Consider the following 23,908-nt stretch of genomic DNA (forward strand, 5'->3'; position numbering starts at 1 on the left):
TCCTATTGCATATATTATCTTATTTTTATTGGTTATATAATGGAAGCTTAGATTATGTTTTTTTTGGCTCACTAATTAAGTATCCATATAGTGACCAAATAATAAAAGAGACTTATGCTTTTAATTTTATGATTTTCCTATCATATTTATTAGGCTTATTTCTTGCGAAACTTCTCTATAAGAAGAAAAAAAATAAAACTATCACGATGCCATCTTTATCTTTATCTTTATCTTTATCTTTATCTTTAAAAGAAAGATTATTTTCACGTATTTTATTATTTTTTCTATATTCTTATATAATAATTAATTTTTCTACTTTTTTCTCGTCATGGGGAAACTATGCTAATATCAATAAAATAAAAGAGTCATATAATTTTATATTTGAATTTAGAGTTTTAATTAATATTTTTTTCCTATATATCATACTCAATCATATAAAGCTAAGTATGCATTTAAAAATACTAACTTTATTTTATTTTTTCAGCATCTGTGTATTACAAGCCAGATCAATTATATTTGAGTTTCTATTTATTATAGCAATCCCATTTTTAATAACAAAAAAAATAAATTTAAAAATATTTTTATTTTTATGCATAACTCCTTTCATACCTAACTTAATTGTTGCATTTAGATTTGTAAACACCTATTCCATAACAGAAATCATAAACTATCTATTTAGTTTTGAATATTTAACACTATTTAATTTAATTGTGTCAGAAGCTATACTTAAATACTCTGATATGCACGAATTTTTACTTGGTAGTTCTTATTCAAATTCTATAGCACTAGTTATACCCTCTTTTATTAGAGATATTTTTGATATATCCGTTGATAGTAATATTGAAATAGATGCTGTTCGATATTCAGCAGGTGTTCATGGTGGAGGATTTTCCTTAATTGGTGAATTATTTATGAACTTTGGATATTATTCTGTAATTTTTGTGTTTTTATATTCAATCATCATGAATTCATTTTTATATCGTATAGTTTGGAAATATTCATCTTATATGAAAATATCTTTGATTGAATGTATAGTTCCATTGATTCTGATTATGACAATTTTATCCCTACGTAATGATACCTCACCATTAATAAAATACACAATTCAACTCTTGCTTATTTCAGGATTTATCATGTTATTAATTAATTATTGTCGTTTTTATAGTAGAAAAGTTTAATTAAATGATTTTACAAGGGTTGCATTTTAAATATATTTAAGAAGGAAAAACTATGTTAGTCGGCATTCATGCTGTTAATATTAATACTGGCGGAGCATTAGTATTACTTTGTGAGTTACTAGAAAAAATTGAGCCCTTTTGTATACGAATTGATGTATATGTTCATGTGAATTTTGACACCGAAAGAATTAATTTTAAAAGCGACAAGATAAATTACTTACATAAAAAAAATTTATTTTCCTCTTTATTTTTCTCTAATATATATGATCGCTCTTTATTTTTTGGTAATCTACCCCCATTAAATCAAGTGAAAAAATCCACTACATATATACATAATTCATACTTAGTAGATACTTTCAAAACAGAAAGTGACATTATTCTGGCAAACCGAATGGTGCCTGAACTGGACGATGTGGTGGATAAAGTCTATACCCGTGACTTGTTTGGTAATGATTAATTAGAGTAGACAAGGTTTCACCATGAATAACCCTAGCGTATTAGTCACCGGCGGTCTTGGCTATATTGGTAGCCATACCTGCATACAAATGATCCAGCAAGGTATTCAGCCGATCATTTTAGATAACCTCCACAATGCTAACCTTGAAGTACTTAATCGCATTGAAACCATTACGGGAACTAAACCGACGTTTTATCAAGGTGATGTTCGTGATAAAGCCGTACTTGATGCCATTTTTGCACAGCATACGATTAGTGCTGTAATCCACTTTGCCGGTTTAAAAGCGGTAGGTGAATCGGTTGAAAAACCGATTGAATACTATGATGTGAATGTGAATGGCACCTTAGTTTTAGTCCAAAGCATGCGTCAGACGGGTGTTAAGAGCTTAATATTCAGCTCATCTGCAACGGTATATGGTGAGCCTGAACATACCCCGTTAACTGAAGAATCCTCCGTAGGAAACACCAACAGCCCATATGGCACGAGCAAATATATGGTTGAGCGTATTTTAACTGACCTCTGTATCTCTGATAGCGAATGGTCCATTTCCTTACTACGCTACTTCAACCCAGTTGGCGCGCATAACTCCGGTCTGATGGGTGAAGACCCGAATGGAATCCCGAATAACCTCACGCCATTTATTGCACAAGTGGCTGTTGGTCGTCGTAAAGAACTTGCCGTATTCGGCGGAGATTATGCAACCAAAGACGGTACTGGCGTCCGCGATTATATCCACGTTATGGATTTAGCTGATGGACATATTGCTGCATTAAATCATATGAATCAGGGTTCTGGGCTTTATATCTACAATTTGGGTACCGGTACTGGAACAAGTGTGCTAGAAGTTATCGCTGCTTTTGAAAAGGCAGTAGGTAAACCAATTCCTTATAAAATAGCAGAGCGTCGTGCGGGAGATATCGCTGAATATTGGTCAACGCCAGCAAAAGCAGAACGTGAGCTTGGTTGGAAAGCGAAATATTCTATTCAAGATATGGCTGATGATGTATGGCGCTGGCAATCAAAAAATCCTAACGGCTATAAATAACCGTTTTGATCATTACTAAGGCGAGCACTCAGCTCGCCTTTTTTATATTTAAAAATCCCCCTTCTATACCCCCCATTCGAACTCTCTTCCTTAACTCTCTTTTACTCTAAAAATAACGCTCTAATATTTAAATAAAGTCTTAAAAATAATTCCATTCTCGTCATTACACAAAAAACATCCAAAAAATCAATAACCTTTTTTATTCTATTATATTTTTATATAAGTGGATTTTTCAGACAAAATATTTGAATATTAATTAAGAATTAAATTATTATGCCAACCAGAATTATATGTTTGTGTAACTTCAATGTCTGAAATGCACGCTTTCCTATCCTGATTTAGGGCGATTACCATGTTGATTAAATACCTTATTCCTATAGCAGCCAGCGCGCTCATTGCTGGGTGCCAAATCGTCCCTGGAACGTATATTTCCACATCAGAAAAAACCATTATTAACACTGGCAAACATGATATTAATACGCTTGTGGATATCTACCCTATCTCCCCACAGTTGCTAAATGAAATGCAGATTGCCCCTGTGATCGCCAAACCAAATCCACAACTGGAAAAACAATTAGCCACTTATGACTATCGGGTTGGCGTTGGCGATGTATTGGCCATTACGGTTTGGGATCACCCCGAGCTCACCATCCCTGCGGGTTCTTATCGCAGCGCAGCTGATTCCGGAAATTGGGTTCACTCCGATGGCACAATGTATTATCCCTATATTGGAAAAGTATCCGTTATCGGAAAAACAATTAGTGAAATACGAAAATTAGTGAGCCTCCGACTCGCCGCCTATATTGAAACACCGCAAGTTGATGTCAGCATTGCGGCATTTCGCTCACAAAAAATGTATGTTTCTGGTGAGGTCATCAAGGCGGGAGCGCTTCCCATCACAAATATACCGCTAACCCTCTTAGAGGCATTCAATACGGCAGGTGGGCTCACTGAAAACGCAGATTGGAATAACGTGGTGCTTACCCGTAACGGCAAAGAAATCAAGATCTCACTGCAATCCTTAGTTCAGTATGGCGACCTAACCCAGAACCACTTAATGCAACCTAATGATGTGCTATATGTGCCCCGCAATGATGCACAAAAAGTATTTGTGATGGGAGAAGTCGAACAACCAGCGACCCTGACGATCGACCGTGCAGGCATGAGTATTACCGAGGCGCTCAGTAAATCCAGAGGACTCAATCAAACAACAGCAAGTGCGACCGGTATATTTGTGATTCGCCCTATTAATAAGCAAGCGCAGAATAATCACATGCCAAATGAGCTACCACCTCAAAAAATAGCGGTTATTTATCAGCTAGATCTATCCGATGCGACCGCATTAGTGATGGGAACCAAATTTAAATTACAGCCTTATGACCTTGTTTATGTGACCGCAGCGCCTATTGTTCGTTGGAACCGTTTAATTACCCAACTCTTGCCAACCATCACGTCATACAACCTGTTAACCGAAAGTACTAAGCGTATTTATAACTGGTAATACCTATGTTCAATAATATCCTTATTATATGCATGGGCAATATCTGCCGTTCCCCCACTGGAGAACGCTTAATGCAGTTATTTTTCCCTCAAAAAATGATTCATTCCGTCGGCTTTATCGCGCCACTGAACAAACCTGCGGATAACAATGCTATCCGTATTGCTAAAAACCATAATCTCTCTTTAGAGGGGCATTATTCTCGCCGTTTAACTGAACCCCTATGCCAATCAGCAGACTTAATCCTTGTGATGGAAAACCACCATATCCAAAAACTCTATCAGCAGTTTCCGCAAACTCGCGGCAAAGTCATGTTATTCGGTGAATGGCTAAACAAATCTGAAATCCCCGATCCCTATAAACATAGTGATGAGATGTTTGAACATGTTTATCAACTTATGGAACAAGCGGCCAGTTCCTGGCAAGGGAAAATTTAATTTTTAACTGATGGCAAAACTAACATAATGATAAATAAAGAAAAAAACCAATCGCTAAATGCAGATGAAATCGACCTTCTCGCCTTATTTAAAGCATTACAATTCAATTATTTAACAATAAGTATTTCGACTGTTATTTTTATATTCATTGCAGGAATATATTGTTTTATGGCTGCCCCCATCTATCAAGCTAATGCCACGCTGCAATATGACAAAGCCAACCAAGCATCATTATTAGATCAAATGAATGACGTGATGCCCTTCGGCAGTCATGCAAATCCGGTAGAATCAGAAGTTGAAGTGATAAAATCCCGCATGGTTTTAGGTAAAACAGTCTCAGACCTTAATTTGGATATTCAAATATCACCATCAGGGCTGTTGCCTAAACTGAGCAGAAATACAATCGCCATCGATATTGGGCAATATCATTTACCCTCTAGCTTAATGGATCAGCCAGCAACACTAACGTATCTCAATGAACATCAATATACTTTGGCTATTGCAGGGGAAACTTATCACGGCAAAATTGGCTTCCCCATAGAGCAACAGGGTATTCGCCTATTAGTGAATTCATTCATGGCAGAAACGGGAGATAAACTGACCCTGATAAAAAATGATCGGTTTTCCACTATCGAAAATTTGCGTAGTCGTATCAGCATTAATGAGCTTGGAAAAAGTACTGGAATCATTAATTTATCGATTAAGGGACTCAATAAGCAAGAAAATACCAAAATACTGGATAACATTATTCAAAATTATATCGATCAAAATATAGAGCATAAGAAAAAATCCACTGATAACTCGTTGGTCTTTTTAGAGAATTATTTGCCCCAAATAAAAAGTAAGCTTGACCATTATGAAAATCAATTAAATGCTTTTCGTAAAAAAAATGAGTCTATTGACCTCTCTTTAGAAGCGAAATCCGCACTTGAAAGCGCATTACAAATAGAAGAAAAACTCAACGAGCTGACGTTCAAAGAAGTGGAAATTCAACAGTTATATACCCGTAATCACCCTGCTTACCAATCCTTGATAGATAAACGCCAAACATTACTACTCGAAAAAGAACGTATCAGTAAAAATATCCAACAGCTGCCAAATACTCAGCAACAGATTGTTCGGCTAACTCGATATGTTGAATCAGAACAGGCAATTTATAATCAATTGGTTGCGAAGCAACAAGAACTCAGTGTACTCAATGCTGGGATAACCTCTAATATGCGCATCATTGACCCGGCAGAATCGCAGCCCGCGCCTATTGCGCCGAAAAAAACCTTAATTATGGCTTTAGCATCCATTCTAGGTTTCATTGTCGGTAGCGGTTATGTGCTCGCCAAGGAATGCCTGAATAATAAAATTAAACATTCTGAAGATATCGAAGCGCTCGGTGTTCAGGTTTATGCCGCCATTCCATTTTCTTTTGATGAAAAAAGATTACAGTCTAATCAACATCGAAAGCCATTAGCGATTGAAAATCCATGCGATCTTGCAATAGAAGCCATCCGTTCATTAAGAACGAGCATCTATTTTTCAGTCATGAACCAAAACAATAACATTGTCATGCTGACTAGCGCGTCGCCCAACATTGGCAAAAGCTTCATTGCTTCAAATATCGCTGTTGTCCTCGCAAATGCAGGTAAAAAAATTCTGCTTATTGATGCCGACTTACGTAAGGGCCATATCCATAAAACTTTTGGCTTAGAAAATAAATCGGGGCTTTCAGAGTTCTTATCTCAACACAATCCTGACCCAATCATTATTCATAAACAAGTTATTGATAATTTGGATATTATAAGCCGAGGAAAGAGTGTTTCTCACTCTTCCGAGCTACTCATGAGCGAACAATTTAAACATTTATTGGACTCGCTTAAGCATCAATATGACATGGTACTGCTTGATACCGCGCCTATTTTTGCAGTAACCGATCCTGCAATTATTGGTAAATATGCGGGAACCTCGCTCCTAATTGCACATTATGATGTCAGTACCGTGAAAGAGCTCGAACGTGCTCTTAAACATTTTGCTCAAAATAATATTGAAATTACAGGTGCGATCCTCAATGGTATTCACAAGAAATCAGAGGATTATCGCTATGTTTACCAGTATTAATGGGATGGCGAGCGATTAGCTCGCCTTTTTATACCCTCAAATTATTCTGTTTCAGCCTCGTGCCATGCAATAGATGCATCTTTCCAAATTTGCGCGTAAACTCTGCATCATCTTTTTTCATCTAGACCAATAGCCATTAACGTTATGCCACATATTGTTTTATTCGAACCTGAAATCCCACCCAATACGGGCAACATCATCCGCTTATGTGCTAATACAGGTTTTAGCTTACACCTTATTCACCCGCTGGGTTTTACTTGGGATGACAAACGCTTGCGCCGCGCAGGACTCGATTACAGTGAGTTTGCGGACATCAAACATCACCATGATTATTATGCATTCTTAGAAAGTGAAGGGTTAAATCCTGATAATAATCAGTCGCCAACAGGCGCTCGTGTGTTTGCGTTGACAACCAAAGGTAAACCGAGCCACAGCAATGTGAGCTATCGGGAAGATGATTATTTGATGTTTGGACCAGAAACTCGTGGCTTGCCGCCTTATGTTCTCGACAATATGCCAATCGAACAGAAAATTCGTATCCCGATGCTAGCTGAAAGCCGCAGTATGAATCTGTCTAACTCAGTTGCCGTTGTGGTATTCGAAACTTGGCGCCAGCTTGGATATCCGGGTGCGCTGCTGAAAGACTAGCTTAGCTTGCTTATCCCGCTTGCTAGATTTAGAACAAATCTTGAACATCATTTAAGTTACTGCTAGACTTGTACAATAAATAGTACAAGACAGGTATCATACAATGAAAACCATTTCCTTTAGTGATGCTAGAAGCAATTTGAAAGCAGTGCTTGATAGAGTTGTTGATGATATGGATACGACGATTATAACCCGCCGTGATTCTGAAGCGGCTGTAGTTATGTCCTTGGAATACTACAATAGTTTAATGGAAACCATCTATCTACTGCGCTCTCCTGCAAATGCAGAGCATCTCAACAAATCCATCGAGCAATTTAAAGCGGGTAAGATTTCAGAGAGAAAGCTAATCAATGAGTAGACTTCTAACATGGACGGATCAAGCTTGGGAAGACTATCTATACTGGCAAAACCAAGATAAAAAGACATTAAAGCGGATAAATAAACTCATTGAAGACACGAAAAGAACGCCATTCAGCGGTATAGGTAAACCAGAGCCACTAAAAGAAAACTTGGCTGGCTTCTGGTCTCGTAGAATAGATGAAACAAACAGGCTAGTTTATGCAATCGAAAATACCGCATTAGTTATCATTGCCTGCCGCTATCACTACTGACTTTATTTAAATCCCATCCCCGCTTTCAAAACCATCAACGTTACCATTAAAGTTTTGATCCATCTCTAGTGATGGCTTATCGCTTGTTGGCTTACCAACAATACGAGCAGGAACACCCGCCACTGTCGTATGAGGAGGAACGGGATGTAATACCACAGAGCCAGCGCCAATTTTCGCGCCACGACCAATTTCAATATTACCGAGTATCTTCGCACCGGCGCCAATCATCACGCCTTCACGTACTTTTGGATGGCGATCGCCGCAGGTTTTACCCGTACCGCCCAAAGTGACCGATTGGAGGATCGATACATCGTTTTCGACAATCGCCGTCTCACCAATCACAATTCCTGTCGCATGGTCGAGCATAATTCCGCAACCAATTTGTGCAGCAGGATGAATATCAACACCAAAAGAAACTGAAATTTGGTTTTGTAAGTAGACCGCAAGTGCCTTACGACCTTCTCCCCATAACCAATGCCCAATACGGTAGGCTTGTAAGGCGTGAAAGCCTTTTAAATACAACAGAGGAGTCGAGTACTTATCAACCGCGGGGTCACGTAAACGTACCGCAGAAAGATCCATCGCCGCAGAAAAAATCATTTGCTCATCATTGCGATAAGCTTCTTCTACGATCTCACGAACTTCGATGGCAGGCATAATGGGGGAACTAAGCTTATTTGCCAACATATAGCTAAGCGCGCTGCCTAAATTATCATGCTTTAGTAATGTCGCGTTAAAAAAACTGGCGAGTAGAGGCTCACAGTCAGCAAGCGCCTTGGCTTCTTCCTTAATGTAACCCCAAATTCTATCCAATTCTTCATGCGACATAATGGCTCTCTTCTATATTATTATTGGCTTATTATTAGCTTGGTAATTTAGGCATATCCGCAATTTCATCTTTAGTTGCCCGCCCTAACAACGCTTGGGAGGCTTCTAACACATTTTTATTGCAATAGAGGATTTGGTAAATTTGTTCTGTGATTGGCATTTCAACACCGGCACGTTCCGCAAGGGCTTTCACCTCTTTGGTATTACGATAGCCTTCAACCACTTGTCCAATCTCTTTTTCCGCCTCTTCAACACTGACACCATTTCCCAGCATCATACCAAAACGGCGATTACGAGATTGGTTATCCGTGCAGGTTAGCACTAAATCACCTAACCCAGCCATACCCATAAATGTTGAAGGGTCAGCGCCTAATGACACACCTAAGCGGCTCATTTCAGCTAATCCACGCGTGATTAATGCTGTACGAGCATTTGCACCAAAGCCCATTCCATCCGAGATCCCAGCGCCAATCGCAATCACGTTTTTCACGGCACCACCAAGCTGCACACCTATCATGTCTGGGTTTTTATAGACACGGAAGCTTTTGCCACAATGGAATAATTTTTGTAAATCATCACCAAACTGGCTATCAGATGCTGCCACTGAAATTGCAGTAGGAAGACCCGCCGCTAACTCTTTCGCAAACGTAGGTCCAGACAATACCGCCAGAGGAATTTCATTACCTAATACCTCACGCGCGACATCTTGCAACAAACGTCCAGTATCTCTCTCTAGCCCTTTGGTTGCCCAAATAATGCGGGAGCCCGCTTGCAGATACGGTTTGATTTGCTTCAGTACGTCACCAAATACATGGCTAGGCACGACAATCAAGATATTCAAGCTCGCTTCAACGGCACTTTTTAAGTCCGTCTCGAGAGATAAACTATCAGGGAAAGAAACGCCAGGCAAAAACGCCTGATTGCTACGTTCTTGGTTTAATTTGCGGATATGTGCAGGATCATGCCCCCACAGCACCACCTGATGACCATTACGTGCAAGGGTAATAGCTAAAGCGGTGCCGTACGAGCCGGCACCGATCACTGTCATTGAAGCAGTATTCATTAAGCGACCTTATTGAACTTCAGGGTTCTGCGCTTGTTCACCTTGTTGCTGCTGTAAATAATTCATGAACAGTGCATCAAAGTTAACTGGCGCTAAGTTCAATTGTGGGAATGTACCGCGACCCACCATGTTAGTGATAGTTTCACGCGCATATGGGAACAGGATGTTCGGGCAGTATGCACCTAAGCAATGCGCCATTTGTGTTCCTTCGATACCATCGATAGAGAACACACCCGCTTGCTGAACTTCACACAAGAATGCAGTTTCTTCGCCCAATGTTGCAGTCGTTGTTACACGCAGAACAACTTCATATACGCCTTCAGCTAATTGAGTTGAAGAAGTATCTAAATCTAATTTGATCTCTGGCTGCCACTCTTTTTGAAAGATTTGAGGTGCATTAGGTGCTTCAAATGAAACGTCTTTTGCATAAATACGTTGAATTTGAAATACCATTTCCGAGTTGTTTTGTTCTGACATAATAATTACCTTACTTCCATATTAGAGTTTCGAGATATATTCAGTTGCCGACACCGTGCCGGATGATTACTTCTTACCACGAGCCAGCGGCAGATTTTCACCCGCCCAACCAGCGATCCCTTCTTTCAGGACAAAGACTTTTTCAAAACCATGTTTAGCTAGCTGTTCCGCAGGTTTACCTGCTTCCATACCACTCGCAGAAACCATAATCACTGATTTTTGTTTGTGTTTTTCCAGCTCACCCAAATTATTATCTTTAATTTCAGATGGTGTTAAGTTAATTGAATCAATAATATGCCCTCTGCGGAACTCTTCACGCGTACGTAGGTCCACAACAATGGCTTCTTCTTTATTGATCATCGCAATCGCTTGAGTGCGCGCAATGACTTTAGTTTTAGAGAATAGGCTTCTGAAGGTCATCACGACCACAGCAACAAATAACACTATCCAAGTCAGACTAACAAACGTGTTACGACCGACAAATTGCATGATTTCTTGGATCATGGGGGGCAATTACTCCCGTTAGTTAAAAACGAATATCAAAGGGTTCAGAGTATACCTTTGTGCTGAGCTAATTACAGCCAGTTAGCGCAAACTAGAATATCTTTTTTGCGAAAACACTCGCAGAGTTAACACCTTTTTACTGAAAAAAAGAAATTTTTCCTCGAAGCTGCACGCAAGCATTTTAACATAAACATGCTCAGACTAGACCTTGACGATAAATTAATTCCCGTCGAGATAGAAAAAAATCCCCTAAAACTAGCTATACAAAAAAAATCAGTGATAATACGCCTATAATTTGACTTAGTATTACGTTGCATAATAGCAACATTCTTAATTTTTAAGCGTTTTTATGACTATTTTTAAGAGAACACTGGAAAGCACGACTTGCAGATGAAATAATCAGTTATTGCATTTAATTGAGGTGATCTATCACAATGGCCCATACATCCCATCGAATAAAGACATTTTTTGTTCGTCAGGCAATGATTCCTGCCCTGCTTGGTTTGGGATTATTTACTTTGGCGCCTTCTCATGTCGCACTCGCGAATCCGATCACCGAAAATAAAGGTCAGCTAAACGACCTACTGAAAAGTATCGCTGAAAAAGAAAAAAGCGTTAAAGAACAGCAGGCTAAAAAAAGCAATCTCCTCCAGCAACTGAAAGAACAAGAACAAAGTATTTCTGCCGCAAGCCGTGATTTGCACCTAACCCAAAACCAATTAAAACAACTAGATAAAGAAATATCCGCTTTATCCGCCAATATTAGTCGATTGCAGAAGAAAAAAAATGAACAAGAAAAACTGCTTGCTGAGCAATTAGATGCCGCATTTCGACTTGGCAAACATCAAGGTTTATCACTACTTTTAAAAGGTGAAGAAGGTCAACGCGAAGAACGTATTCTTGCCTACTATGGCTACCTTAATCAGGCCCGCGAAAAAACGATTCTTGGGCTGGAAGAAACGACTCAAGAACTGCATGAGCAAAAGCAGTTAGAACAAAAAAAACAGGCGGAGCAAAAAACAACGCTCACACGCCAGCAGCAAGAAAAACAAAAATTAGATAATGCGCAAGCTTCAAGGCAAAAAACATTAACTGTCTTAGAAAGCGCATTAAAAGAAGATCAAAAAAACTTAGCGGTATTAAAGCAAAACGAAGCCAGATTACGTGACAAAATTGCCAAAGCAGAGCGTGAAGCTAAAGCTCGAGCGGAACGCGAAGCGCGTGAAGCAGCTCGAATTCGTGCTCAAGTAGCTGAAAAAGAGCGAAAAGCGAAACAGAAAGGGGCAACCTACAAGCCATCCGAAAGTGAGCAATCACTGATGTCCCGAACAGGCGGTTTAGGTCGTCCAGCCGGTCAAGCTATTTGGCCAGTACGAGGTTCAACGCTACACAATTACGGTGATGTCATCTCCAGTGAATTACGCTGGAAAGGGATGGTTATTGCGGCGAATGAAGGTACCCAAGTTAAAGCTATCGCTGATGGTCGAGTATTACTCGCAGACTGGTTACAAGGTTACGGCCTGGTTGTCGTCGTTGAACACGGTAAAGGCGATATGAGCTTATATGGCTATAACCAAAGCGCCCTAGTTAACGTCGGACAAGAAGTCCGTGCCGGTCAGCCGATTGCCTTGGTAGGAAGCAGTGGTGGTCAAGAACGCCCTGCTCTTTATTTTGAAATTCGTCGTCAAGGTAAAACCGTTAACCCTCGTCCATGGTTAGGTCGATAAAAATATCAATAGATAGCTGTACCCATAAATAAATAGATAGCGAGTTGATAACATTCTAGTCTCTCGCTAATTCTATAATCTGTTAGGAAAATCATTATGTTAAAACACTCACCCGTAAAATTACTGATTAGCTTACTCCTTCTCATAATTGGCTTTCAGGTGAGTGCAGCTAAGCTTGCAATTGTCATTGATGATTTCGGCTATCGCGTAAAAGAAGATAATCAAATACTCGCGCTACCTGCGGCAATCAGTATTGCCATTTTACCTAACTCACCTCATGGTGCTGAGGTTGCGGCAACCGCCTATCAACAAGGGCGAGATATTTTGATTCATATGCCAATGAAACCTTTGAGTAAACAACCACTTGAAAAGGATACTCTCGCCCCTTCGATGAGTGAGGAAGAGGTTGACCGCATCATCAAAAATGCCATTAGCCGAGTTCCTCACGCTAAAGGAATGAATAACCATATGGGCAGCGAGATGACCTCCAGCCTTTCTGGGATGCGCAATGTGATGCGCTCTCTGTCGCAATCGAACCTCTTTTTCTTAGATAGCGTCACCATTGGCAATACACAAGCTGTGAATGCGGCAAAAGAATTCGGTGTCCCCTCCGCAAAACGAAATATTTTTATTGATAACCACCAATCTGAAGAAGAAACGCGCACTCAGCTGAATAAAGCCATTGCCTACGCACGTAAGCATGGTAGTGCGGTCGCCATTGGTCACCCACATCCTTCGACAGTACGAGCATTACAAAAATTTATTCCTCAAGTTCCCGCGGATATTGAATTAGTCCCCGTCAGCACTTTAGTCAATCATCAATCAGCAACGGGCGAGCCTCGCAAAACACTCAGAATGCAGCCTGAAGGTATGACTCATTCGTTACCAACAGAAAAGCCTGAAGTAAAAATACCAAGTCAATCCGATGAAAAACTGACTGAGCCTACGCAGCCAATCTCCGCTGACAAAACCTCCGTACCAGAAAATTCAGAACTCACAGAGGCCAATAAAAACGCTCAACAATCTGAGAAACCGACCGAATTAGGAATTTGTGAGATAGAGCTTCCAACTACCCGCCTACAAGGCATTGACCTACTCATGTTTGTGGTAGAAGCCATTTATCAAGATAAAGCCTTGCAACCTTTAATTGCAGGGAAGAAAGCCTCATAGCAATAAATAGGCAGAATATAAAAAGGGTTCAAAGGCATTTAGCCTATGAACCCTTAGAAATAACCGATTGATTAAACTTAATTTAGTCCCAGTTTAAAATCACTTTTCCTGATTGCCCTGAACGCATGACATCAAAGCCCTTTTGGAAATCATCAATGGAAAACTCATGAGTAATGATTGGTGATAAATCAAGACCAGACTGTACTAAAGTCGCCATCTTGTACCACGTTTCAAACATCTCCCGACCATAAATTCCCTTGATAAACAATCCCTTGAAAATCACTTGGCTCCAGTCTGTTGCCATCGATGCTGGAGGGATACCTAACAGAGCAATTCTGCCGCCATGATTCATGGTGTCTAGCATGGTTTGGAAAGCGGCTGGCGCCCCTGAAACTTCTAACGCCACATCAAATCCTTCTTTCATCCCCAGCTCATTCATCACATCTTTAAGGTTTTCACGGCTCACATTCACCGCACGTGTTACACCCATTTTCTTTGCTAATTCAAGACGATAATCGTTCACATCGGTGATCACCACATGACGAGCGCCCACGTGTCGGCAAACAGCCGCCGCCATAATACCAATGGGACCTGCACCAGATACCAGCACATCTTCCCCGACTAAATCAAAGGACAGCGCTGTATGTACCGCATTACCAAATGGGTCAAAGATCGATGCTATTTCATCTGGGATATTGTCAGGAATTTTAAACGCATTAAACGCAGGGATCACTAAGTACTCAGCGAAACACCCTGGGCGATTGACACCTACGCCAATCGTGTTACGGCACAAGTGGGTACGCCCTCCACGGCAATTTCGGCAATGACCGCAAGTGATATGCCCTTCGCCAGAAACGCGGTCACCAATTTTAAATCCTTTAACTTCCTGCCCAATCTCAACAATTTCCCCTATATATTCATGACCTACCACCATGGGGACGGGAATCGTTTTTTGCGACCATTCATCCCAATTGTAGATATGAACATCCGTCCCACAAATCGCGGTTTTACGGATTTTAATCATCACATCATTGTGTCCCAGTTCCGGTTTCGGAACATCTGTCATCCATATACCTGGTTCTGCTTTTAATTTGGACAGTGCTTTCATAGGCGACCTTTTATTTATGGCTACATTAATTTTATGGCTCAATTAATTTCGTAACTAAATTAATTGGAGTTTTTTGCCAATACGGGTGAATGCATCAACAGCGTGTAAAATATCCTCCTCACTGTGAGCCGCAGACATTTGCGTGCGAATTCGCGCTTGTCCTTGCGGAACAACAGGATAGAAAAACCCTGTTACATAAATACCTTCTTTTAATAACTCAGAAGCGAATTCCTGTGCCACTTTGGCATCACCTAACATCACAGGAATGATGGCATGGTCAGCGCCCGCTAAAGTAAAACCAGCAGCAGACATTTTTTCTCTAAATAACACCGCATTACGCCATAATTTTTCACGACGCTCTTTTCCATCGGTCATCATATCGATCACCTTAATCGAGGCGGCGACAATGGCTGGCGCAAGAGAGTTAGAAAATAAATAAGGGCGAGAGCGCTGACGTAACCACTCAATCACCTCTTTTTTGGCAGCAGTATAACCACCTGATGCGCCACCCAATGCTTTTCCTAATGTGCCAGTAATAATGTCAACGCGCCCCATCACTTTACAGTACTCATGGCTACCGCGACCATTTTCACCAACAAAACCAACCGCATGAGAGTCATCAACCATCACTAATGCGTTATACTCATCCGCAAGATCACAGACTGTTTTTAAATCCGCAATCACACCATCCATCGAGAAAACGCCGTCAGTGGCAATCAAAATATGGCGTGCCCCTGCGGCTTTAGCTTCTTCAAGACGTTGCTTTAATTCCGTCATATTGTTATTGCTGTAACGGTATCGCTGGGCTTTACATAAGCGAACACCATCAATAATAGATGCATGGTTTAACGCATCAGAAATAATTGCATCCTCAGGTCCTAACAGCGTTTCAAACAGTCCGCCATTCGCATCAAAGCAGGATGAATATAAAATCGCATCGTCCATTCCAAGGAAATCCGCAATTTTCTTTTCAAGAACTTTATGGCTATCTTGGGTTCCACAAATAAAGCGCACTGATGCCATACCAAAACCGTGGCTATCCATTCCTTGTTTTGCAGCTTCAATTAATGCGGGATGATTGGCTAAGCCTAAATAGTTATTTGCACAAAAATTAATAACGCGCTGCCCACCTTGGATTTCAATATCCGCATCTTGAGATGTCGTTATAATGCGTTCATGTTTAAACAAGCCCTCAGCTTCTATTTGCACCAATTGTTGTTTAATCTGCTGGTAAAATTGTTCTGACATGATTTGTTCCTGTAAAGAAGTTGTTTACAGAGTTTAATTATAGTCACTAGAACTAGCGATATCTGGTGAGCAAATAAGTTAAGTTTGTAGACAAGATCACGATAATTCCCTTTAAAGAGGTATGACAACTAGGACAATTATCTGGTCGATATACTGTTGTCTGCACAAAGAGGTGTTATTATAGACCCCAATTTTATATCCCATTTATTCTTAACCCACTTGAGGTATTCACGATGATCGTAGTCACTGGCGGAGCTGGTTTTATTGGCAGCAATATTATTAAAGCTCTGAATGAAATAGGTCGCACCGATATTCTAGTGGTTGATAACCTGAAAGATGGTACTAAGTTTGCCAATCTCGTTGATCTCGATATCGCCGATTATATGGATAAAGAAGACTTTATCGTGAGCGTGATTGCTGGTGATGATTTTGGCGATATTGATGCCGTTTTCCATGAAGGTGCTTGTTCATCCACCACTGAGTGGGATGGTAAGTACATCATGGACAACAACTATCAATTTTCTAAAGAGCTACTGCATTACTGTTTAGAGCGTGAAATTCCATTCTTATATGCTTCTTCTGCTGCTACTTACGGTGGACGTAGCGATAATTTCATCGAAGAACGCGAATTTGAAAAACCGCTGAACGTATACGGCTACTCTAAATTCCAATTTGACCAATATGTTCGTAACATCATGCCGGAAGCGCAATCGCAAGTCTGTGGTTTCCGCTATTTCAACGTATATGGACCAAATGAAAACCATAAAGGCAGCATGGCAAGCGTGGCTTATCACTTAAATAAACAGATTAATGAAGGACAAAATCCCAAACTGTTTGAAGGAAGTGAGACTTTCCGCCGTGACTTTATTTATGTCGGTGATGTTGCTGCCGTAAACTTATGGTTCTGGGAAAACAACGTTTCAGGCATTTTTAACTGTGGCACAGGTCGTGCAGAATCTTTCCAAGCGGTAGCCGATGCAGTGACTGCATTCCATAAAGATAAAAATGTGGCGATTGAATACATTGAATTCCCAGAGAAATTAAAAGGTCGCTACCAAAGCTTCACGCAAGCGGATCTCACTAAACTACGTGCTGCTGGCTATACTGCACCGTTTAAAACGGTTGCCGAAGGCGTCACCGAATATATGCAATGGCTGAATAAGGACGCGTAATCCTCATTTATGAAAATATTGGTGATCGGTCCCTCGTGGGTAGGGGATATGATGATGTCCCAGAGTCTTTATCGCACGATCAAGGCGCTGCATCCTCATGCTCAAATTGATGTTATGGCACCAGACTGGTGCCGTCCCTTGCTGGCAAAAATGCCCGAGGTATCTGAAGCCATTTCCATGCCATTAGGGCATGGAAAGTTAGAAATTGGCGAACGTCGCCAATTAGGTATCACATTGCGCAAAAATGGCTACAATCAGGCGATTGTTTTACCGAACTCGTTAAAGTCTGCATTGGTTCCTTTCTTTGCCAAAATAGCCAAAAGAACTGGATGGCGTGGTGAAATGCGCTATGGGTTGCTCAACGATTTACGCCCATTAAATAAACAAGCATTTCCGTTGATGGTTCAGCGCTATGTCGCATTGGCGTATGATAAACAACGTATTAAATCAGCCGAAGATATCCCTGCGCCTATTTTATGGCCGAAATTAGTCACGGATAAACAACACGTTGATGAAACCGTTCGCCAGTTCAATATTGATTCTTCTCGCCCCATTATTGGTTTTTGCCCAGGTGCGGAATTTGGTCCAGCCAAACGTTGGCCACACTACCACTATGCCGCTCTTGCCGAAAAATTGATTAGTGAGCAAGGCTATCAAGTGCTGTTATTTGGCTCTCAAAAAGACCATGACGCAGGTGAAGAGATCCGTCAAAGTTTAACTGACAGTGCTCGCAATTCATGCCTTAATTTTGCTGGGAAAACGTCATTAGAACAAGCGGTTAACCTTATTGATTCTTGCCAAGCCGTGGTGAGCAATGACTCTGGTCTCATGCACGTTGCTGCCGCACTGGGTAAACCACTCGTCGCTTTGTATGGACCAAGTAGCCCAGACTTCACTCCCCCACTAACAGATAAAGCGGAAGTGATACGCCTCATCACGGGTTATCACAAAGTCCGTAAAGGTGATGGCGAGAGTGGTTATCATCAAAGTTTAATCGATATTCAACCTCAGATGGTACTTGATGCCCTTACACGTTTAAATATAGGTATTAAATAATGAGAGTGTTATTAGTAAAAACATCATCTATGGGAGATGTTTTACACTCTCTGCCTGCATTGACAGATGCGCAGGCTGCGATACCAGATATTCAGTTTGATTGGGTGGTTGAAGAGGGATTTGCTCAAATTCCCACATGGCATAGTGCTGTAAACAAAGTGATTCCTGTCGCCATTCGCCGTTGGCGAAAAAATTGGTTTTCTGCACCCATTCGAGCTGAACGTGCAGAATTTCGTCGCCAATTACAAGAAACGCACTACGATGCGATTATCGATGCACAAGGGTTACTTAAAAGTGCATTGCTAGTGACTCGTCTCGCTCATGGTCCTAAACATGGTTATGATCGCCATAGTATTCGAGAACCGATCGCCAGTTTCTTCTACGACCATCGTTATTCCATTAGTAAACAGCAGCATGCTGTAGAGCGTATTCGCCAGTTATTTGCCAAAAGCCTTGGATACAGCTGCCCCACAACGCAAGGTGATTACGCGATTGCTCGCCACTTTTCGCAATCCAGTCACGAAGCTGTCGCACCTTATGTGGTGTTTTTACACTCGACCACGCGTGATGATAAGCATTGGTCTGAGTCTCATTGGCGTGAACTTATTCAGTTAATGAAAGAAACTGGACTGAAGGTGAAGCTCCCATGGGGTGCAGAACATGAACGCCAACGCGCAATGAGGTTAGCAGAGGATTTTGATTTTGTTGAAGTTTTACCAAAATTAACGCTAGCACAAGTCGCACAACAAATTGCGGATGCTAAAGCGGTAGTTTCTGTTGATACTGGTTTAAGCCATTTGACTGCGGCCTTAGATAAACCAAACTTCACTCTATTTGGTCCCACCGATCCAGGCTTAATTGGTGGTTATGGGAAGGGACAAAATGAGATAAAAAGCGCGGATAAATGTATGGATAGCATTACAGCCAATACTGTTTTTCAGCAATTAAGTGCCTATCTTTAAACTACCTGTTCTAGCTTCCCATCTACAGTATGGGATCCAAAAAAATGAAGCGGTCATTTGACCACTTCATTATTTCTCAATACAGAAGAAGATTGCTATTTTTTCTCGGGCGCGATAAATCCAAAACACATGGTTTTCGGCTCAGCATCCGGTTCAGAACGATAAACGACATCTTCTTTCTCAATCGTAAACTGTGGCCAGAATTTACGTACTTTCGCAAAATCTTCATGTGCACAATCATCATATTTACGACCTAATAAAATAGCACCATGTTCACGAATTTCTGCTTCAGTAATATCACGGTTATACACATTTGGTGGCATATGATTTTCTAGCGTCCACGGCTGAATAACATGTGGTCTATCTTGAGCATAGATAATAAACCATTGATGCAAGTTATCCTCTCCGCCGACATATTTCACTGGTGTGCCATAACGCTGGTACCAACGCTGCTCGCCTTCAGCAATTAAGGTTTTCACCCCAATGAACTTTTGACCAGCGCCACGAATATTTCCTGCTTGAACAATCAAGTAGCCCAGAATCATCAATACGCCAACCACTACTAAACCAATTAATGGTTTTTTCAGAGATTTCTTTGGCATTACCGTGATTGAACCAACAAACAAAGGTGCACATACCATCATAAATGGTTGTAGCCATTCCGTAATTCGTCCGCCATCATGGAACGAAAACCAACCGTAAATAACCGCTAATGGAAATAAAATAATAAAGTTTGCCATGCGATTAGATAATGCTTTTGGCCAACCAATTTTTCCACCACAACAATACAAAATAATGGCTGCAATGATCAGTGGATAAAACACACTTAATGCGGCTTCAGTCGTATGTAAATTAAAACCAGGATCAATTTGCGAACCTACCCATTTAAAGGCAGAAAAATCACTCTCTATTAGCCAGAATAAGTTTGGCAGTATCATAGCAAACCAAAGTGCTATCGCGAGATAAAATACCGGATGGCGGTAGCTTTGGCGGGCTTGCTTCACAAATACAGTTAGCAAGAACACTGAACCAACTAAGGCTAATGTAGAATATTTCCCCATCGTAGCGAGGCCTGCAACCAAAGCAAACGGTAGCCACCACAGCGGGTTATCTTCAACAGAGCGAAGAAAAAAGTAGAGTACCCACGGCCAGAGTGTTACTAAAATATAGTTATCATTATAAGGAATGATATCGAAGTTAATAACACCAGATAAATTCATCATCAGCATCGCAAACCATGCAAGGTCTCGACGCCCGGTTAATCGATACGCTAATTTCCATACCCCGAGTAGCCCAAATGCAATACCGACAAAATGGCTAAAGTACCAATAGAAACTATAAGAAATACCCAGATGGATGGCTGGCCACATCATCATGCCCACGAACCAAGGGTTTTTTGGCGACCCCCATTCACCATTCATTCCCCAGTTCACCGCTTCGACGGTATCATAGGGAACCGTTGGGTCAAAAAAGAAACTCGCAAGGATCCAGGCGATGGCATAGCCAATGATCCAAAGATACAAATACTTATTTGAGGCTGGTTGATTGGTAGTTGGCATTCTTTTTTCAGCGAAATTTATCAATAAAGTTAAAGGGAAATACGCATTATTTTATCTCGAGATTTAGAGGATGCCCCCTAACTCGAGCGAGTATGCAAAAATGTGACTGGATAGTTTACTATACTTTAAACAAAATAATTAGAAATGAGAGAAATTGTCATTACTCATTATAGTAATATTCAAGTTAACAATATTTTTGCTAAATATTATTGTTCTCTTGGGGGTAAATAAGGCTGTAGTAATTTCAGTAAGCGTTGTAATGCGCCTTGGTTTTCATGCAATACTTCAGCCGCATGACGACCATAATACAAGCGGTAATCTTCATCAGACAATAAGCTCGTAACCGCTTGAGCCATGGATTCACTGTCTGTTACGGTAATCAGTCCATCAGCTTGAATGAGCTTCGCGCAAATATCTTTAAAATTAAAGGTATGCGGTCCCATTAAAACTGGTAGTGCATGAGCCGCGGCTTCTAAGGGATTATGCCCGCCAGTTTCGACTAAACTGCCACCAACAAAAGCAATATCTGCAATTCCATAAAGCAGCATAAGCTCCCCCATGGTATCACCAATAACGACTTGCGTTTCTGGAGATGGGATAGCGCCACTACTACGTCGAATAAAACTGAGTCCAGCCTTTTGCGTCAACTCTTCCGCTTTAGCAAAACGCTCAGGGTGCCTTGGGACTAAAATTAACAATAAATTAGGAAACTTTTGCAGCAATTGTTGATGTGTCTGTAAAACAATGGCTTCTTCACCTTCATGGGTGCTCGTCGCAATCCACACAGGTCGGTGTGCCGCCCACTGTCTGCGTAATGTAATGGCTTTAACCGCCAGTTCAGGGGTAACGGAAATATCAAATTTTAAGCTTCCCGTCACTTCTAACTGCTTACGCCTTAATCCTAATTGAATAAAACGCTCACCATCTTCTTGATGTTGAGCCGCAACCATCGTGACGTTTTGCAGCATACGTTTCACGAAGCTACCTAGTTTTTGGTAACCCGCGGCTGAACGTTCAGATAATCGAGCATTGGCGATCACTAATGGAATATTTCGCTTATGCAGTTGGTTGATCATATTGGGCCATAATTCCGTTTCCATAATAATGACCAACTTAGGGTCAACTTGTTTAAGAAAACGGTTCATTGAACCCGGTAAATCATAAGGTAGGTAAACGTGGCTGATATCATCGCCAAAAGCAGACTGGACGCGCTCCGAGCCTGTTGGAGTCATTGTAGTGACAGTGATAGGGAGTGATGGATAGTGATGGCGTAATGCGCGAACTAGAGGCACAGCCGCAAGAGTTTCCCCCACCGAGACTGAGTGCAACAAGATACCTTTCGGAACGACTTTTCCGCTACAAAAGCCATAACGTTCCCCCCAGCGTTTACGATACGCAGGCGCTTTACGGCTACGCAGTAATAAGCGTATCCAAATTAGTGGCTGGATGAGATAAAGAAGTACCTGATATACACGCAATAGCATTCGATCTGATTCACTTACCAAAATTGGCGGTATCTTACCATAAACCATTACTGAAAGTGTGTAGAATCTGTGCCTAAAATTAGACTTAAAATAAATGTATACCTATCCGTGCTTGTTGCAACAGAACCCAATTGCCGTTAATGTGGATTTCACCGTCACTTATTCATCTTTATATATTAGAATAAGCACTAATAAACAACGAGATAGCAATATTATGAACCATAAAGCTATTTATCCGGGCACCTTTGACCCGATTACCTCTGGGCATGTTGATATCGTAACCCGCGCCGCCGCAATGTTTGATCATGTCCTACTCGCTATCGCAAATAGCCAACGCAAAAGCCCTATGTTTAATTTGGAGGAGCGCGTTGAACTGGCAAAGCAAGTAACCGCTCATTTGGATAATGTGGAAGTTGTTGGTTTTTCAGAGTTAATGGCAAGCTTTGCCCAAAAGCATGGTGCGAATATTTTAATTCGTGGAGTGCGCTCAGTCGCGGATTTTGAGTATGAATGGCAGCTAGCCAATATGAACCGCCACTTTGTTCCCGATTTAGAAACCGTGTTTTTACTCCCATCACAAAGTTTGTCTTTCGTTTCATCCTCTTTAATTAAGGATGTTGCGCTTCATGATGGGGATATTTCGTCGTTTTTACCGCCGGTTGTCGCCGAGGCCATGCTGAAAAAGCTCAATAAAATCTAGCAGTTACTTCTGACATTGAGGGCAATAAAAGGTTGTCCTCTGCCCTTGTTTAATGCTTTCAATCGGTGTTCCACATAAAGAGCATGGCTCACCTTTTTTCCCATAAACAAACAACTCTTGGGCAAAATAACCAGGCTTCCCATCTGACTGTAAGAAGTCTTTCAGAGTCGTTCCACCTTGCTCTATCGAACGTTGCAGCACTTTTTTAATCTGTGTCACGAGTTCAGTGATTTCATTGAGTGTCAGTGTGTTCGTCAATTTTTCTGGTGAGATTTTTGACGCAAATAGCGCTTCGTTAGCATAAATATTTCCCACCCCAACAACCACTTTGTTATCCATCAACCACGGCTTAACCGCAACTTTACGTTTTGCCGCTAAATCAAATAAATACTGAGGGTTAAATTCATCTGAGAGAGGCTCAGGACCTAAGTGGGCAAGCACAGAGCTGGATGCTAAATCCTCACACCAAAGCCATGCACCAAAACGTCGAGGGTCGGTATAACGCAAAACTTTTCCATCACCTAAAATAAGGTCTACATGGTCATGTTTTTCTTCTGGAAGTTCTTCGGTTAAAATCCTGACACTACCAGACATGCCCAAGTGGACAATAATCCATCCTTTGCGCAGCTCAATCAGCAAATATTTTGCCCGGCGTTGGACACTTAGCACGGTTTCATCAGATAAACGTTTGATTTGTTCACTGACCGGCCAACGTAAACGTTCATTACGCACAATCGCATAACTAATTGTATTACCAACCAAATGAGGCTCAATACCTCGGCGACTGGTTTCAACCTCGGGTAGTTCTGGCATGGTGAGCTCCAATCTCTCTTATATAAATTCAATCATTTCTTCTAAGTTGAATTC

General features: G+C 41.0%; 23 protein-coding genes and 1 pseudogene. 15 read left to right on the forward strand and 9 right to left on the reverse strand.

Features of this window, described 5'->3' with window-relative positions; genetic code table 11:
- The 9 genes and pseudogenes from PSF16_RS11475 to PSF16_RS11515 all read left to right on the forward strand — a co-directional run.
- Nucleotides 1-1,178 (forward strand): O-antigen polymerase (locus tag PSF16_RS11475; protein WP_272689272.1); only part of this gene is annotated, 1,178 nt, incomplete at its 5' end.
- 346 nt (nucleotides 1,179-1,524) lie between these two features.
- Nucleotides 1,525-1,635, forward strand: a pseudogene (locus PSF16_RS11480) (UDP-glucose 6-dehydrogenase); the annotation flags it as partial.
- Nucleotides 1,636-1,657: 22 nt separating this feature from the next.
- Entirely contained in the window at nucleotides 1,658-2,680 is a 1,023-nt protein-coding gene (galE, locus tag PSF16_RS11485; protein WP_272689273.1) for a UDP-glucose 4-epimerase GalE, read from the forward strand.
- A gap of 352 nt (nucleotides 2,681-3,032) precedes the next feature.
- A complete protein-coding gene (locus tag PSF16_RS11490; RefSeq protein ID WP_272689274.1) occupies nucleotides 3,033-4,181 on the forward strand; it encodes a polysaccharide export protein in 1,149 nt (382 codons plus the stop codon).
- A 5-nt stretch (nucleotides 4,182-4,186) separates the two neighbouring features.
- Nucleotides 4,187-4,615: an arsenate reductase/protein-tyrosine-phosphatase family protein gene (locus PSF16_RS11495; protein WP_036967040.1), complete on the forward strand. Its 429-nt coding sequence runs from the start codon at nucleotides 4,187-4,189 to the stop codon at nucleotides 4,613-4,615.
- A 27-nt stretch (nucleotides 4,616-4,642) separates the two neighbouring features.
- Nucleotides 4,643-6,724, forward strand: coding sequence for a polysaccharide biosynthesis tyrosine autokinase (locus PSF16_RS11500; RefSeq protein ID WP_272689275.1), 2,082 nt, complete (start codon nucleotides 4,643-4,645; stop codon nucleotides 6,722-6,724).
- 144 nt (nucleotides 6,725-6,868) lie between these two features.
- A complete protein-coding gene (gene trmL, locus PSF16_RS11505; RefSeq protein ID WP_006660558.1) occupies nucleotides 6,869-7,372 on the forward strand; it encodes a tRNA (uridine(34)/cytosine(34)/5-carboxymethylaminomethyluridine(34)-2'-O)-methyltransferase TrmL in 504 nt (167 codons plus the stop codon).
- Between the two features lie 103 nt (nucleotides 7,373-7,475).
- The gene (locus tag PSF16_RS11510) at nucleotides 7,476-7,730 is read left to right on the forward strand and encodes a type II toxin-antitoxin system Phd/YefM family antitoxin (RefSeq protein ID WP_006663215.1); all 255 of its coding nucleotides are present in this window, start codon (nucleotides 7,476-7,478) and stop codon (nucleotides 7,728-7,730) included.
- The gene (locus PSF16_RS11515) at nucleotides 7,723-7,983 is read left to right on the forward strand and encodes a Txe/YoeB family addiction module toxin (protein WP_006663216.1); all 261 of its coding nucleotides are present in this window, start codon (nucleotides 7,723-7,725) and stop codon (nucleotides 7,981-7,983) included. The genes PSF16_RS11510 and PSF16_RS11515 overlap by 8 nt, the downstream gene beginning before the upstream one ends.
- 6 nt (nucleotides 7,984-7,989) lie before the next feature.
- Here PSF16_RS11515 and cysE read toward each other — a convergent pair whose 3' ends face one another.
- The 4 genes from cysE to PSF16_RS11535 all read right to left on the reverse strand — a co-directional run bounded on the left by cysE (nucleotide 7,990) and on the right by PSF16_RS11535 (nucleotide 10,852).
- Nucleotides 7,990-8,811 (reverse strand): serine O-acetyltransferase, encoded by an 822-nt coding sequence (gene cysE, locus PSF16_RS11520; RefSeq protein WP_272689276.1) that lies wholly within the window; start codon nucleotides 8,809-8,811, stop codon nucleotides 7,990-7,992.
- 34 nt (nucleotides 8,812-8,845) lie between these two features.
- Nucleotides 8,846-9,874 (reverse strand): NAD(P)H-dependent glycerol-3-phosphate dehydrogenase, encoded by a 1,029-nt coding sequence (gene gpsA / locus PSF16_RS11525; RefSeq protein WP_006660560.1) that lies wholly within the window; start codon nucleotides 9,872-9,874, stop codon nucleotides 8,846-8,848.
- Between the two features lie 9 nt (nucleotides 9,875-9,883).
- Nucleotides 9,884-10,351: a protein-export chaperone SecB gene (gene secB / locus PSF16_RS11530; RefSeq protein ID WP_006660561.1), complete on the reverse strand. Its 468-nt coding sequence runs from the start codon at nucleotides 10,349-10,351 to the stop codon at nucleotides 9,884-9,886.
- A 66-nt stretch (nucleotides 10,352-10,417) separates the two neighbouring features.
- Complete coding sequence (locus PSF16_RS11535; protein ID WP_230491569.1) at nucleotides 10,418-10,852, reverse strand: rhodanese-like domain-containing protein; 435 nt, start codon at nucleotides 10,850-10,852, stop codon at nucleotides 10,418-10,420.
- A gap of 437 nt (nucleotides 10,853-11,289) precedes the next feature.
- On the opposite strand from PSF16_RS11535, the gene envC reads away from it, so the two are divergent.
- Both envC and PSF16_RS11545 read left to right on the forward strand, forming a co-directional pair.
- Nucleotides 11,290-12,582 (forward strand): murein hydrolase activator EnvC, encoded by a 1,293-nt coding sequence (gene envC / locus PSF16_RS11540; protein ID WP_006663217.1) that lies wholly within the window; start codon nucleotides 11,290-11,292, stop codon nucleotides 12,580-12,582.
- A 96-nt stretch (nucleotides 12,583-12,678) separates the two neighbouring features.
- Nucleotides 12,679-13,752: a divergent polysaccharide deacetylase family protein gene (locus PSF16_RS11545; RefSeq protein ID WP_154631804.1), complete on the forward strand. Its 1,074-nt coding sequence runs from the start codon at nucleotides 12,679-12,681 to the stop codon at nucleotides 13,750-13,752.
- An 82-nt stretch (nucleotides 13,753-13,834) separates the two neighbouring features.
- Here the strand turns inward: PSF16_RS11545 and tdh are convergent, their stop codons facing one another.
- Nucleotides 13,835-14,860 carry an L-threonine 3-dehydrogenase gene (gene tdh / locus PSF16_RS11550; protein WP_006660565.1) on the reverse strand — a complete coding sequence of 342 codons (1,026 nt, stop codon included), beginning with the start codon at nucleotides 14,858-14,860 and terminating at the stop codon, nucleotides 13,835-13,837.
- A gap of 54 nt (nucleotides 14,861-14,914) precedes the next feature.
- Complete coding sequence (locus PSF16_RS11555) at nucleotides 14,915-16,108, reverse strand: glycine C-acetyltransferase (RefSeq protein ID WP_154631802.1); 1,194 nt, start codon at nucleotides 16,106-16,108, stop codon at nucleotides 14,915-14,917.
- Nucleotides 16,109-16,341: 233 nt separating this feature from the next.
- Here PSF16_RS11555 and rfaD point away from each other — a divergent pair, with 233 nt between their 5' ends.
- From rfaD to rfaC, 3 genes are read left to right on the forward strand one after another with little or no spacing between them, the layout of a single operon-like run.
- Nucleotides 16,342-17,280 (forward strand): ADP-glyceromanno-heptose 6-epimerase, encoded by a 939-nt coding sequence (gene rfaD, locus PSF16_RS11560; protein WP_006660567.1) that lies wholly within the window; start codon nucleotides 16,342-16,344, stop codon nucleotides 17,278-17,280.
- Nucleotides 17,281-17,289: 9 nt separating this feature from the next.
- Nucleotides 17,290-18,336 (forward strand): ADP-heptose--LPS heptosyltransferase RfaF, encoded by a 1,047-nt coding sequence (gene rfaF, locus PSF16_RS11565; protein ID WP_272689277.1) that lies wholly within the window; start codon nucleotides 17,290-17,292, stop codon nucleotides 18,334-18,336.
- Nucleotides 18,336-19,298 carry a lipopolysaccharide heptosyltransferase RfaC gene (rfaC, locus tag PSF16_RS11570; protein WP_224120403.1) on the forward strand — a complete coding sequence of 321 codons (963 nt, stop codon included), beginning with the start codon at nucleotides 18,336-18,338 and terminating at the stop codon, nucleotides 19,296-19,298. Before rfaF ends, rfaC begins: the two co-directional genes overlap by 1 nt.
- 95 nt (nucleotides 19,299-19,393) lie before the next feature.
- Here the strand turns inward: rfaC and PSF16_RS11575 are convergent, their stop codons facing one another.
- Together PSF16_RS11575 and waaA are read right to left on the reverse strand one after the other, a co-directional pair.
- Nucleotides 19,394-20,857 (reverse strand): ArnT family glycosyltransferase, encoded by a 1,464-nt coding sequence (locus PSF16_RS11575; RefSeq protein WP_272689278.1) that lies wholly within the window; start codon nucleotides 20,855-20,857, stop codon nucleotides 19,394-19,396.
- 206 nt (nucleotides 20,858-21,063) lie between these two features.
- Nucleotides 21,064-22,341, reverse strand: a complete 1,278-nt coding sequence (gene waaA / locus PSF16_RS11580) for a lipid IV(A) 3-deoxy-D-manno-octulosonic acid transferase (protein WP_006663224.1) — start codon at nucleotides 22,339-22,341, stop codon at nucleotides 21,064-21,066.
- 214 nt (nucleotides 22,342-22,555) lie between these two features.
- Here waaA and coaD point away from each other — a divergent pair, with 214 nt between their 5' ends.
- Nucleotides 22,556-23,041, forward strand: coding sequence for a pantetheine-phosphate adenylyltransferase (gene coaD, locus PSF16_RS11585; RefSeq protein WP_006660572.1), 486 nt, complete (start codon nucleotides 22,556-22,558; stop codon nucleotides 23,039-23,041).
- A gap of 3 nt (nucleotides 23,042-23,044) precedes the next feature.
- Here coaD and mutM read toward each other — a convergent pair whose 3' ends face one another.
- A complete protein-coding gene (gene mutM, locus PSF16_RS11590) occupies nucleotides 23,045-23,854 on the reverse strand; it encodes a bifunctional DNA-formamidopyrimidine glycosylase/DNA-(apurinic or apyrimidinic site) lyase (RefSeq protein WP_036962540.1) in 810 nt (269 codons plus the stop codon).
- Nucleotides 23,855-23,908 lie beyond the last annotated feature (54 nt).

The organism is Providencia sp. PROV033 (genome assembly GCF_028484855.1).
Taxonomy (GTDB): Bacteria; Pseudomonadota; Gammaproteobacteria; order Enterobacterales; family Enterobacteriaceae; genus Providencia; species Providencia alcalifaciens.

Excerpts from the sequence above, each read along its gene's own strand:
- PSF16_RS11490 (WP_272689274.1), top strand. The coding sequence starts at position 3,033 with ATGTTGATTAAATACCTTATTCCTATAGCAGCCAGCGCGCTCATTGCT.
- gpsA (WP_006660560.1), bottom strand. The coding sequence starts at position 9,874 with ATGAATACTGCTTCAATGACAGTGATCGGTGCCGGCTCGTACGGCACC.
- PSF16_RS11545 (WP_154631804.1), top strand. The coding sequence starts at position 12,679 with ATGTTAAAACACTCACCCGTAAAATTACTGATTAGCTTACTCCTTCTC.
- PSF16_RS11510 (WP_006663215.1), top strand. The coding sequence starts at position 7,476 with ATGAAAACCATTTCCTTTAGTGATGCTAGAAGCAATTTGAAAGCAGTG.
- secB (WP_006660561.1), bottom strand. The coding sequence starts at position 10,351 with ATGTCAGAACAAAACAACTCGGAAATGGTATTTCAAATTCAACGTATT.
- trmL (WP_006660558.1), top strand. The coding sequence starts at position 6,869 with ATGCCACATATTGTTTTATTCGAACCTGAAATCCCACCCAATACGGGC.
- rfaF (WP_272689277.1), top strand. The coding sequence starts at position 17,290 with ATGAAAATATTGGTGATCGGTCCCTCGTGGGTAGGGGATATGATGATG.
- cysE (WP_272689276.1), bottom strand. The coding sequence starts at position 8,811 with ATGTCGCATGAAGAATTGGATAGAATTTGGGGTTACATTAAGGAAGAA.
- PSF16_RS11515 (WP_006663216.1), top strand. The coding sequence starts at position 7,723 with ATGAGTAGACTTCTAACATGGACGGATCAAGCTTGGGAAGACTATCTA.
- rfaD (WP_006660567.1), top strand. The coding sequence starts at position 16,342 with ATGATCGTAGTCACTGGCGGAGCTGGTTTTATTGGCAGCAATATTATT.
- coaD (WP_006660572.1), top strand. The coding sequence starts at position 22,556 with ATGAACCATAAAGCTATTTATCCGGGCACCTTTGACCCGATTACCTCT.
- mutM (WP_036962540.1), bottom strand. The coding sequence starts at position 23,854 with ATGCCAGAACTACCCGAGGTTGAAACCAGTCGCCGAGGTATTGAGCCT.
- waaA (WP_006663224.1), bottom strand. The coding sequence starts at position 22,341 with ATGCTATTGCGTGTATATCAGGTACTTCTTTATCTCATCCAGCCACTA.
- tdh (WP_006660565.1), bottom strand. The coding sequence starts at position 14,860 with ATGAAAGCACTGTCCAAATTAAAAGCAGAACCAGGTATATGGATGACA.
- PSF16_RS11555 (WP_154631802.1), bottom strand. The coding sequence starts at position 16,108 with ATGTCAGAACAATTTTACCAGCAGATTAAACAACAATTGGTGCAAATA.
- PSF16_RS11495 (WP_036967040.1), top strand. The coding sequence starts at position 4,187 with ATGTTCAATAATATCCTTATTATATGCATGGGCAATATCTGCCGTTCC.
- PSF16_RS11575 (WP_272689278.1), bottom strand. The coding sequence starts at position 20,857 with ATGCCAACTACCAATCAACCAGCCTCAAATAAGTATTTGTATCTTTGG.
- galE (WP_272689273.1), top strand. The coding sequence starts at position 1,658 with ATGAATAACCCTAGCGTATTAGTCACCGGCGGTCTTGGCTATATTGGT.
- envC (WP_006663217.1), top strand. The coding sequence starts at position 11,290 with ATGGCCCATACATCCCATCGAATAAAGACATTTTTTGTTCGTCAGGCA.
- PSF16_RS11500 (WP_272689275.1), top strand. The coding sequence starts at position 4,643 with ATGATAAATAAAGAAAAAAACCAATCGCTAAATGCAGATGAAATCGAC.
- rfaC (WP_224120403.1), top strand. The coding sequence starts at position 18,336 with ATGAGAGTGTTATTAGTAAAAACATCATCTATGGGAGATGTTTTACAC.